10 protein-coding genes are annotated in these 11,798 nt (G+C 61.9%); 1 reads left to right on the top strand and 9 read right to left on the bottom strand.

Going from position 1 to position 11,798, the window contains the following annotated elements; genetic code table 11:
- Positions 1–80 precede the first annotated feature (80 nt).
- The 9 genes from ACW5W4_RS02150 to ACW5W4_RS02110 form a co-directional block, all read right to left on the bottom strand.
- Positions 81–1,298, bottom strand: a complete 1,218-nt coding sequence (locus tag ACW5W4_RS02150) for a carbohydrate-binding domain-containing protein (RefSeq protein ID WP_456688245.1) — start codon at positions 1,296–1,298, stop codon at positions 81–83.
- Between the two features lie 229 nt (positions 1,299–1,527).
- Positions 1,528–1,983: a CBM35 domain-containing protein gene (locus ACW5W4_RS02145; RefSeq protein WP_456688244.1), complete on the bottom strand. Its 456-nt coding sequence runs from the start codon at positions 1,981–1,983 to the stop codon at positions 1,528–1,530.
- A gap of 190 nt (positions 1,984–2,173) precedes the next feature.
- Positions 2,174–4,363, bottom strand: a complete 2,190-nt coding sequence (locus ACW5W4_RS02140; protein ID WP_456688243.1) for a CBM35 domain-containing protein — start codon at positions 4,361–4,363, stop codon at positions 2,174–2,176.
- A gap of 11 nt (positions 4,364–4,374) precedes the next feature.
- Entirely contained in the window at positions 4,375–5,718 is a 1,344-nt protein-coding gene (locus ACW5W4_RS02135; RefSeq protein WP_456688242.1) for a carbohydrate porin, read from the bottom strand.
- Between the two features lie 135 nt (positions 5,719–5,853).
- Positions 5,854–6,756, bottom strand: coding sequence for an ROK family protein (locus ACW5W4_RS02130; protein WP_427260985.1), 903 nt, complete (start codon positions 6,754–6,756; stop codon positions 5,854–5,856).
- 18 nt (positions 6,757–6,774) lie between these two features.
- Complete coding sequence (gene chbA, locus ACW5W4_RS02125) at positions 6,775–7,086, bottom strand: PTS N,N'-diacetylchitobiose transporter subunit IIA (protein WP_408756666.1); 312 nt, start codon at positions 7,084–7,086, stop codon at positions 6,775–6,777.
- Between the two features lie 33 nt (positions 7,087–7,119).
- The gene (locus ACW5W4_RS02120; RefSeq protein ID WP_456688241.1) at positions 7,120–8,502 is read right to left on the bottom strand and encodes a glycoside hydrolase family 1 protein; all 1,383 of its coding nucleotides are present in this window, start codon (positions 8,500–8,502) and stop codon (positions 7,120–7,122) included.
- A gap of 49 nt (positions 8,503–8,551) precedes the next feature.
- Positions 8,552–9,895 (bottom strand): PTS sugar transporter subunit IIC, encoded by a 1,344-nt coding sequence (locus ACW5W4_RS02115; RefSeq protein WP_427260987.1) that lies wholly within the window; start codon positions 9,893–9,895, stop codon positions 8,552–8,554.
- A 28-nt stretch (positions 9,896–9,923) separates the two neighbouring features.
- Positions 9,924–10,229 (bottom strand): PTS sugar transporter subunit IIB, encoded by a 306-nt coding sequence (locus tag ACW5W4_RS02110; protein WP_427260988.1) that lies wholly within the window; start codon positions 10,227–10,229, stop codon positions 9,924–9,926.
- A gap of 244 nt (positions 10,230–10,473) precedes the next feature.
- Between ACW5W4_RS02110 and ACW5W4_RS02105 the strand changes: the two genes are divergently transcribed.
- Positions 10,474–11,772: a PTS sugar transporter subunit IIC gene (locus tag ACW5W4_RS02105; protein ID WP_427260989.1), complete on the top strand. Its 1,299-nt coding sequence runs from the start codon at positions 10,474–10,476 to the stop codon at positions 11,770–11,772.
- Positions 11,773–11,798 lie beyond the last annotated feature (26 nt).

Here is an 11,798-nt window from a genome sequence, read left to right as displayed (position 1 = left end):
AACCGGTTTACAACAGGTTGCATCCTACCATGCCCCCAACGAGGCGGGAACCTCCAGACTCCCGCCCCGTGAGCCAGGTTTTATTGCAGTGGAGACGCCGTCTGACGAATGCCATCCTCACCAAATACGATGTCATTGCCTCGAGGCGAGAGATCCATGCTGCCGTAGTCGTAGGACATGTCGAGCACCTCTTCTTCCCCTGCCCCATTCCCCTTCCAGGACCAGGCGATCCAGCCCACAGACTCGCTCTGGGACTTGCTCAGCAGGTGGTAGTGATCGACGTTGTAGGGCGCCTGGAAGCGCTTGTCACCGAACTCGCCGAACAGGAAAGCCAGGCGCTGCCCCTTCATCTGGGCGATGGCGGTGTCGATCTCGGCCGTGGTGTCCCACAACCAGTGGTAGGCGTGCAGGGAGAAGATCAGGTTCTGCTGCGGGTCGGCACCCAGCAACGCGCTACCGCGGCCACCGAGGAAGCTCTGCGCATACTGGCCGCAGTGGGCCCCATCGATCACCAGCGGCATGGTGTAGCCGCCGTCGCGCAGCTGCTTGATGAGGCCCTTGTAGGTCGTGACGAAGTCCGCGTAATGGTTGGTGTCCTCTCCCCACTCGTTGGCAATATTGAGCAGGATCTTGCCCTTGTACCTGGCATCCTGCATCACCGCCTTCCAACTGCCGAGCCAGAGCGTGCTGACGGCGCTTTGCAGCGGCTGTGGGTTGCTCTGGCAGGTCACGTCACTCTCCCAATACATGGGCATGGCGACCATGTTGCGCGCGACGATGGCATCGAGCGCACGGCGCAGCTCCTGCGCCGTGGTGAACTTGCGCAGTTGCAGCCGCACTATGTTGGCACCGGTATCGGCGATCGGCGTGATGGCGGCGAAGGCCGCGCCCGGGTTGTCGCCATATTGCAAATTGATGCCGCGGGCAACGAAGCGCTGGCCGTTGGCGGAGTAGAGCTGGCCATCCTTCACATACATCTGGCCCGACGTCGATGGGATTGAGCCACCACCGCTGCCGTCCGCCACCTTGCAGCTCTGGTTGTTCTCCCAGCCCCAGCCGTCGCCATCCGGGTCACTGGCGGCCGAGGCACAGGTCGGATAGGTGGTCGAGCCACCCGAGCCGGTCGCCACCTGACAGCTCTGCCCATTCTCCCAGCCCCAGCCGTCGCCGTCCGGATCGCTGGCCGCCGAGGCGCAGGTCGGGTAGGTGGTCGCGGCCAGGGCCGGGGTGCTCAGCAACAGCGCAGGCGCGGCACTACACCCCAGCAACATGGCGGCGATGATTGTTTTTTTCTTCACGTTGACATCCTTCTTGTATTTCCATGAAATAAGCGGCCATCCCATTATCACTGACAGTGATACGGCAAATGTCATTGTCACGTAAAAAGTAAATTAACCGCTGCGCATTATTCTGAGTGATACAAACAAGTACCAGCGCTCAGAAATAATAATGATCCGTCTATTCTCACCGAGAGTTAACAGGACAATAGAATGGGCTGCGCCATTGCGGCGCAACCAGTGCGGAATATTAATTTGTTGCTATTTTGATGGATTTGACAAACATATAACCCCAGTCATTGGGGGACTTGCCAAAACTGATGCTGTTCTTGCCTTCCTGCAAGGTAACCGGGATCACCTTGTTCTGGCCTGCATCACTGGTCTGAGGGAAGTCGAGTTGCTGCGGCTCACCGCCGTTGACCACCAGGGTATTCTTCTTGCCGCCCCACTTGGCGTTGAAGAAGAGGTGTAACTGGTATTCACCGGTCTTGGGCACCTCTACCGTCCAGGTCACCTTGTCCCCTTCGCTGGCGAACGGGCCGAGAAAGCCGTCATCGTCGATGGTCAGTTGATCCTTGGCGCTGGCAACCACATTGAGCTGGCCTTCCTTGGCCGACTGTTCGAGCAGATAATCCGCCGCCATCGCCTGCATGGCGAAGGCCGGTAATGCCCACCAGAGGGCACCGAGCAAAACATACTTTTTCATCTTACTCTCCCTAATAGAGACGGTCCTGCTGCTATATTCCTGGTCATGTGAAAGACAACCCCTTCATTTATATCAACCGTACAACAATGCTTTTCATGACCGATAAAAATAGGGCGCATCAGACACCTTCTCTTGATTGAATGAAATAGCGTTGAATATGGGCTATGCACAAGGCACAGCCCATCTGTGCTTATTCAGCCACCACCTTGACGGACTTCACGAACATATAGCCCCAGTCACCGGCGAACTTGCCGAAGCTGATCTCGTTCTTGCCCTGCTTGAGCTGTACCGGGATCACCTGCACCTGACCGGCCTCGTCGGTCTGCGGGAACTCGATCGGGTAGCTGTCGCTGCCATTGATGACCACGCTGTTCTTCTTGCCGCCCCACTTGCCGTTGAAGTGCAACTGCAGGTTGAAGGTGCCTGACCAGGGTGCCTCGACGCTCCAGCTGATCTTGTCGCCCTCGCTGGCGAACGGGCCGGCAAAACCATCTGCAGCCACTTCCAACTGGTTCTCGGCGCTCTTGACCACGTTAAGCAGCCCCTCCTTGGCAGTGAGTTCGGCGGAGCTGAACGCGCAGTAGCTGGCCGGCAACTCGCCCTTGGCCTCCCCCACCTGCACCTTGATGGATTTGGCACTCTGTTCGAGGCCGTCATCGGCGCTGAAGGTCAGCTCGTACTCGCCGGCCTGGGGGAACCAGGCACGGGTTTCAGCCTGGTCGGCGTGACAGAACCTGGCTTCGAGGGCCCCTGTGCTGCGCCAACCCGCCTTGACCTGCGGGGTCGGCAGCTGGTCGTCACGCCAGCTGGCGCTCAGCAAGACGCCCTGATCCACGGTCGTGGCAAGGTCCTTGCCCGCGTCGACCACGGGCGCCAGGTTCTGCTGGGTGTGCTTGACCGCGATGACGTTGGAGGGCCGGGACACCCCAGACTCGTTCTTGGCGACCACCCGGTAGTAGTAGGTCTGGCCCAGCTTGAGCGCACTGTAGTCGTCGCTAAACAGGCTCATCTTGCTCGGATCCCATTCGTTGATGCCGTCCGAGACATCCTTGCCGACCCGGGTCCAGGGACCCTCGGCGGAGGTGGCACGCTCGACGTCATAGGCACGTCCCACCGGCGCCCCCATCCAGTTGATGGCAAACGGCGACTCGGTATCGCGCAGCAGCGGGGCATCAGGTACCGGCAGGGCCGGGGCTTCGTCCAGACCCGCCATCTGGGCCGAGGCCCGGCGTACCAGGTTGACCACGTCCACCTCCTGGTTGGCCTTGCCCTCCAGCGGGAAGCCGGGCAGGTGGTAGCTGTAGTGCCCCGTGTACTCCTTGTGCCAGTAGAAGCCACCGTCGTGGCGATGACCCCGGAAGCCCCAGATCAGTCCCCCCACCGCCTTGGCGCCGTCCACCTCGGTGTGGACGATGGATTGCATGATGTTGTTCAGCTCCTGGTGATCGAGCAGGCCGAACTCGCCCACCAGATAGACCTTCTTGCCAGCGATGGCGGTCAGATCCTTCTTCACCTGATCCGGGTGGTTGTTGCCGGCGTTGGTGTAATAGTGGTTGCTGATGATGTCGACGTTCGGATCCTTGAGGGAGAACTCATTGATCTTCTTGTAGGTGCCATCGATGACCAACTGATGCGGAGCGAACCGCTTGATCCAGGCCGCGGTCTGGGTCAGGAAGGCCTCGTTGGTGTGCTCCAGCTCGTTGCCGGTCTCCCAGGCCATGATCGCCTTCTCGTCATAGTAGTGACGACCGGTAATGGTGTTCTTGCGGGTGATCACCTGGCGGATGATGTCCTGATAGGCCTGGTAGGTCTTGCTCGAGGTCTTGTAGAAGTCATCGGCCGACTCCTTGTAGAAGGCCGCCAACTGCTCGCGCCCCCCCCACCACCACCAGTGATCGATGAAGGGCAGGATGAGGCGCAAGCCCTGCTTGTCGGCCTCGGCAATCATGTTGTCATAGACCACCATGGCTTTTTCGTTCAGCACGGGCATGCCATCCGGGGTGGTCGGCGCCAGAATATGGGTCTCACGCTCGCAGGCCTGGTCGTTTTCCTGCTGCACCGACAAGACGTAGACGCGCTGGGCCTTGGTCCCCGTCTGGACGATCGCCTTGATCCAGTTGGCCTGCTCCTCGGCGGTCGGCCACTTGAAGTACTGACCCCAGCCGCGCGAGTCGGCCTTGCAGACGCCGCGGGCATCGTCTTCGATGCGGTGCAGCTCGGGAGCATGGATGCCGGCGAAGCGAAATGCCTGCTTGCCATCCATCAGGGCGGCGCCCTGACGGGTGATGAAGTGATCAAACTGCGATCCGGCCGCCAAGGCACTGCCGGCCAGGGCCGACAGCACACAGGTGCTCAAGGTATTGAGTAATATGCGTTTCATGGTCGTTCTCCTTAGAACCACACTTCGCCCTGGACACCGAAGTTCCAGGTGTCCGTCTTGCCGCTGCGCGAATAGGCGCCGGCGGAGAGGGTGCTGGTGTCCCAGTTGTAATTGCCGTCGATGGCGTCGGCGACACCGCTGTCCCACTTGGCGTAGGTGGCGAACAGGCGCAGCTGCGGGCGACTCCAGAAGCCGGAGTCGAAGGTCAGGGTCGGCGCTATGGTCGCCTTGGTCATGCCCCCCTTGCCCTTGCCGTCGGCGCCCTTGTAGTTGTCGTCGTCGAGGTACTCGTAGCCGACCTCATACTGCATGGCGAAGTGCTTGGTGATCTGCTGCATGGGGCGCACGCCCGCCACCCACATGGAGCGACCCCAACCGCTGTCATCACCGGTCCACCAGCGGTAGTTCTTGTCTTTTTGATAGAAGGCGAAGGTGGAGACATCCCAGCCGTTGCCAAGGGAGGCCAGACCGTCGAGCACCAGGCGCCAGGATTGGGTGTCATCCAGGTTGGACCAGCCCCAGCCGTTCTTGCCGAGAGAGTCCCCGGCCGCCAGGCCTTTGCCGAGCTGGGCCACGAAGCGGGAGTAACCGCCGGTCAGGCCGTAGAAGCCGTCGAAGTTGTAGATACCGGTCACGCCATAGCCCTTCTCGGCGCTCTCCTTCCAGGCGTTACCCTCGTTCTGGTTCATGTGGTGGGCGACCAGTTGCAGGTCGATGGGACCGCCGCCGATCTTCTTGAACCAGAGATTGAGGGAGTAGTCGTCCGGGTAGCCCTGATCATCCGCGTCCTTGGGGTAGCGCTTGCCCTCGTCGCTCGGGGTGAAGGCGTAGACACCGACGTCAAACTTGGCGAAGCCGAGATCGATGTTGTCGGCGCCGCCGCCGGTGCCGTTGTACTGGATGTACTCCCAGTCATATTGGTGGCTGGAGGTATTGGAGCTGCTGTAACGCTTGCCGGCCCAGAACACCACCTCAGGGGCGAAGTCGAGATTGGTCATCTGGGCGAAGGCTTCACGCACCTGGATATCGTGACCGTCATCATCGACGCAGTTCCAGTCAGACGTGCAATCGGTCTCGTGAGTGAGGTTGGCCTGGATCTTGGCGATCGGGCCTGCGTCCGAGGTCAGGGTCACCTGGGGGATCAGCTCGAGCTTGGTGTTGTCTTCGTTGCCAAGACGCCATTTGCCGTCCGGCATCAGGCCGACGGAGTCCACCCGGTTGCCATCCTGGTTGGCCAGGATGCCGGAGCGGACATAGCCGTGCATGGCGAAGTCATACTTGTCTGCCAACGCCGGGGGGCTGAGCATGGCCAGGGTCAACAGGGAAAGGGGCATGACTTTGTGCATATTTTCCATCTTTGCTCTTCCTTTTTGTAACGTCCTATCGTGGTAAAAAAGGCCCCGGCAGCCCTGGTGCGGGCCGCCGCAGGCAAGAGGCGGCCCCACGGTGCTGCCGGCACCGTGTATGGGTACTGTGGTGAGAGAGTCAGATCAGGGGGTAGGCAACCAGGCCGCGCCCCGCACCCCGCTGCTGTCACCGTGCCGCGCAGGCAGCAGCCTCGTCAGGCAGCGGTCGGTGAACAGCCAGGGAGTGATGGCCGCCGGCAGATCGTCGTAGAGACGCGCTATGTTGGAGAGGCCTCCGCCGAAGACGATGACGTCCGGATCTAGCAGGTTGATGACGCTCGCCAGACTGCGCCCCAGCGCATGGAGGAAGTGCTCGTAGTGGGCCTGGGCCTCGCCATCCCCCTCCGCGGCCGCCATCAGGATCCCCTTCGGCGACAGGCTGCGGCCGTGGCGCTCGACGAAACGCCCCGCAAACCCTGTGCCCGAGACGAAGCGCTCGATGCAATTGCTGCGTCCGCAGTAACAGGGCTGGGCCGGACCATCCCGCTGTGGGTCGTAACCCGGCAGCGGGTTGTGACCCCACTCGCCGCTGATGGCGTTGGGGCCCACCAGCAGGCGCTGGTGCGCTACTATGCCACCGCCACAGCCGGTGCCGAGGATGACCCCGAACACCAGGTTGGCGCCGCTGCCGGCCCCATCCATGGCCTCGGACAGCGCGAAGCAGTCCGCATCGTTGGCCATCCACACCGGCTGGCCGAGGGCGGCCTCGAGATCGGCCTTGAGCGGATGGCCATTGAGGAACAGGCAGTTGGCGTTCTTGATGCAACCGTTGTCGGAACGCACCGCCCCGGGCAAGCCAATACCGATGCTAAAGGGGGCGCCGGCCTCCTCGGCAAAGCCGCGGATAAACCCGGTCACCACCTCGATGAAGGTGGCGTAACCCTGCTGCGGGGTTGCGATGCGGCGCCGGCACAGCTCGTTGCCGCTGCCATCGAGCAACAGCCCCTCCATCTTGGTGCCGCCGATATCCAGTCCCAGTCGTAACATGCCACTGCTCCTTTCCGATCAGGCCGCCTGACGGCGATAGAGTTCGATGAGCTCGACCACCAGCTCCTTGGCCAGCATGGAGGTCATCAGGTGATCCTGGGCGTGCACCAGCACCAGGGTGACCGGGATCTTGCCCTCTCCCTGATCCGCCTCGATCAGCTTGGTCTGCACCGCGTGGGCGGCGTTGGCCGCCTCTGTGGCCTGCTTGAGCAGATCGTCGGCCTCGGTGAACTGGCCCTGCTTGGCGCAGCGCAGCGCCTCGTAGCAGAGGCTGCGGGACTGGCCGGCATTGATGATGATGCCCATGACGGTTTCTTCGAGATCAAACATGTCGTGATTCCTTGTGGTTGGTCGGTTGCGGGCTCAGAAGCCACCGTTGCGCGATACGTCGGCGAACCATTCGCCACTCTTCTTGATGCGGCGCTCGCCGCTGGCGAGATCGAGGCGAACGAAGCCATAGCGGTTCTTGTAGGCATTGCTCCACGACCAGTTGTCGATGAAGGTCCACAGGTGATAGCCCAAGCACTGACACCCCTCGCCTATTCCCTTGTGTACCCAGCGCAGGTGGTCGCTGACGAAGGCGATGCGGTAGTCATCCTGGATCTGGCCATCCTCGCCGAGAAACTTCTCCTCCCCCTCGACCCCCATGCCGTTCTCGGAGATGAAGCAGGGAATGTTGCCGTAGTGGTCACGCAGGTTGACCAGGATGTCGTAGATGCCCTGCTCGTAAATCTCCCAGCCCCGGTGCGGGTTCATCTTGCGTCCCGGCATCTCGTAGTAATCGAAGAACCACTCGGGCATGAAGGGGCTGGCGGGATTGACCGCGTTGCTGCGGGCCTTGACCCGGCGCGGCTGGTAGTAGTTGACCCCGAGCAAGTCCACCTTGCCGGCGGCCAGCAGCGCGCGATCGCCCGGCTCGCAGACCGGCAGTTGATCGTATTCACGCAGCAGCGCCACCAGCTCGGCGGGGTATTCGCCCTTGACCGCCGGATCCAGGAAGCTGCGGTTGAACATCAGATCGGCGATGTTGGCCGCCTTCAGATCCGCCGGATGCTGGGAGCGCGGATAGGAGGGGGTCAGGTTGAGGATGATGCCGATCTGCCCATCCTGGCCTTGGCCGCGATAGGCCTGCACCGCCTTGGCGTGGGCCAGCATGGTGTGGTACGCCACGGTGGCGGCCCGGCGAAAGTCCACCACGTTCGGGTAGTGGAAGTCGTAGAGGTAACCCCCCTCCACCGGCACGATCGGCTCGTTGAAGGTGAACCAGTGCTTCACCTTGCCCCCGAACAGTTGGAAGCAGGTGGCGGCGAACTCGGCGAAGGCGTCAACCACCTCCCGGCTCTCCCAGCCCCCCAGCGCCTGCATGCTCATGGGCATGTCGAAGTGGAACAGGTTGATGAAGGGAGTGATGCCGTTCGCCAGCAGCTCGTCGAGCATGGCGTGGTAGAAGCTCACCGCCTCCGGGTTGGGCTCCCCACGCCCTTCGGGCAGCAGCCGGGCCCAGGAGATGGAGGTGCGAAAGCTGTTGTGACCAATCTGCGCCATCAGGGTGATGTCATCGCGAAAGTGCTGGTAGAAGGTGGAGGTGTCGGCCGGACCCACTTGCTGGTGGAAGCGGCTCGGCGACGTGGCGAACCAGTGATCCCAGATGGTCGGAGCCTTGCCCCCTTGCAGGCTGGCGCCTTCGGCCTGAGGGGCGGATGAGGCACTGCCCCACCAGAAGGTGTCGGGGAAACGGTACTGCATGGTGATTCTCCTGTGTGGCCGCCACGATGGCGGCCGATTGGCGATGGGATTAACGGGTGGCTCGGGTTGCCATGGTGACGTCACCGGTGAAGGCCTTCTCTGCCTCCTCGGTCTCCTCTTCCTGCTTGAGCAGACCGCGCTCATAGGCCTTGAGGAAGGGGTAATACATGACGGCGGCGCTGCACATGCAGAGAATGCACATCAGGGCCGGGCTGATGGCCCAGTTGGCGGCCCAGGAGGCACCTATCGGCGCCGGTGTCGTCCAGGGAGTGAGGGAGACCACTCGCTCGACCAGACCCAGATCCAGGGCGAACCAGGCCAGGGTGGCGTTGATCATGGGCACCAGGATGAAGGGCAGGAAGAACACCGGGTTCATCACGATGGGCGCACCAAACAGGATGGGCTCGTTGATGTTGAACAGGCCGGGTACCACCCCCATCTTGCCGATGGATCTCAGGTGGGCTGCCTTGCTGCGCAGCAGCAGGAAGGCCAGGGGCAGGGTGGAACCGACGCCGCCGATCAGCAGGTAGTGATCCCAGAAGCCTTGCAGGAAGATGTGGGGCAGGGCTTCACCTGCGGCCATGGCGGCCTGGTTGTTGGCCAGGTTGGCCATCCAGAACGGGTTCATGATCCCGGTGACGATGAGGGCGCCGTGGATGCCGGCGAACCAGAGGATCTGGCACAGCAAGACGGCCAACAGCATGGCGGGCAGGGAGTCGGAGGCGGCGACCAGGGGTTTGATCAGCGCCATGATGGCCTCGGGCACTATCATGCCGGTGGCACTCTCCAGCAACAGGTTGAGGGGGTGCAGGGTCAGGATGATCACCAGCACCGGGATCAGCACCTCGAAGGAGCGGGCCACACCGGTCGGCACCTGAGGCGGCAACTTGATGGTGATGTTGTGCTTCTTGAGGAAGGCATAGACCTCGGCCGCATAGATGGCGGTGATCAGCGCGGTGAAGATCCCCTGACCGGAGAAATACTGCATGGACATGGTGCCATCCTTGACCGGCGCGGCCACCAGCATGAAGGCCATCAGGCAGAGCAGGCCGGTGGTGACGGGGTCCAGCCCGTTCTGGCGGGCCAGGCTGGCGCCTATTCCCACCGAGATGAACAGGGTCATCAACCCCATGCTCAGCTGGAACGGCAACAGCAACTGGGCCTGATAGGTGCTGGCAAAATCGAGCCAGGCCCGGGCGAAGCCCCACTGGGTCTCTTGCGAGAAGGGGGGGAAGATGAACACCAGCATGAAGCTGCCGACGATCATGAAGGGCAGCGCGGCGATGAAGCCGTCACGAATGGCCTGGATGTACTTCTGTTGCCCGAGGCGGCCAGCCAGCGGGCTTATCTTCTGCTCGATCACCGAGACGAAGCGGTCGTAAAGCGTGTTCATGGACTCTTCCTTGTTGTGGTAATCGAAGTCAGCCAATCAGCGACAGGGCGTGATCCAGCACCTTGTCACCCCGTTGCATGCCGTAGTCGATCATGTCGATGACGGCGACAGGGACACCGTGCGGCGCGGCGCGCCCCGCCAGCTCGGCCTGCATGTACTTGACCTGGGGGCCCAGCAGCACCACCTGGTAGTGGGGCATCTGGACATCGAACTCGCTGGCACCGAAGGCATTGATCTCGGCAGGCAGGCCGCGCTTGGCCGCCTCTTCTTTCATCTTCTTCACCAGCAGGCTGGTGGACATGCCGGAGGAGCAGCACAACATGATCTTCTTCATCACTTAATCTCCTTGGGGTGGTATGAGGTGGATTGTGCCGCTCGAGAAAACATTTGGAAACCGGTTTCCGTTTCGAGTCACGCCATTTGTGATCCACGTCCAGCATTGGCTGGATAGCCAGGCTTTTTTTGTGAGCCAGCTAGAAAAATGGGGAAACTTGGTGGGCCGATACGGACGCTGAGTCCAAAAGGGAGCAAAATGGGGGCACGCCGGGGCGCCTGGTAACCCGAGGAATAGCGCAACAATGAACATGCAAGTGATGGGGATGCTGACCAGCATCGTCGAACAGAGGATGATACCGGTTGCCAACTGGTTGACCCGCAGTCGCCATGTGATGGCGCTGCGGGATGGATTCCAGCTCGCCATGCCCTTCATCATAGTAGGGAGTCTGTTGGTCCCCCTTCTCTACCCCCCGATCGCCAGTGACAATGGCCACCCACTGGCCATCGCCATACGGGATCTCTCCCGGCAGCTGATGCCCTGGCTCTATCCCGTTTACAGTCACACCGCAGGGCTGGTCTCCCTCATCATCGCCTTCGGGGCGGCCGCCAGCCTGGCCAAGGCCTATCAGATGCCGGAGCGCCTATCCGGTCTATGTGGCTGTGTCGCCTTCTTGCTGCTCATCGACTTTCGCTCGGTGCAGGGGGGGGTCTTCGGTTATCTCGGCGGGCTTGGCATCTTCACCGCCCTGCTGGCGGCCTTCTACACGGTGGAGGCGATCCGCCTGTTTCAGCGAGCCGGCTGGATCATCAAGTTCCCCGAGGAAGTCCCCCTGATGACCCGGCAGGGCTTCCAGCTCATCATCCCGCTGCTGTTCGTCACCCTCTCCCTCAGCTTGTTGCGACTCTGGTTGCAGCAGCATTTCGGCATCTCTCTGCCGGAGCTGATGAGTCACCTGTTTCACCCCCTGGTGACCGGTGCCGACACCCTGCCCGCCCTGCTCGTCGCCCTGCTGGTGGCGCACCTGCTCTGGTTCATGGGGGTGCACGGCGCCCTCATCGTCAACGGCCTGCTCTCCCCGTTCTGGATGGCGGGGCTCAGCGTCAACCAGGCGGCGCTGATGGCGGGCGAGCCCCTGCCCCACATCTTCCTGCAGGGATTCTGGGACTATTACCTGCTCATCGGCGGCATAGGTACCACCCTGCCCCTGGTGTTCATGGCGATGCGCAGCCGCAGTCGCACCCTGCACTCGGTCGGTCGGCTCGGCTTCATCCCCTCCCTGTTCAACATCAACGAACCCATCCTGTTCGGCTTCCCCATCATCATGAACCCGCTGTTCTTCCTGCCCTTCATCGGAGTCCCCATGGTCAATGCCACCCTGGCCTGGCTGCTGACCGAGTGGGGCTACCTGGATCGCTTCGTGGCCATGCTGCCCTGGTCCATGCCCTCGCCACTGGGGGCCGCCTGGGCCGCCAACGGTAGCTGGGCCAATGCCTTGATGGTGCTGGTCTGCATCCTCAACAGCTACGTGCTGTATCGCCCCTTCTTCATCGCCCACGAGCGAATGCTGCTGGCCCAGGAGGCGGAGCGCCGGGCCCACTGACCCCAGCCTCCTTGGGCGACTCAAGC

This window comes from Aeromonas crassostreae, assembly GCF_054052445.1.
The sequence above is the reverse complement of the archived record's forward strand: the minus strand, read 5'-3'. Positions and strand labels throughout refer to the sequence as shown.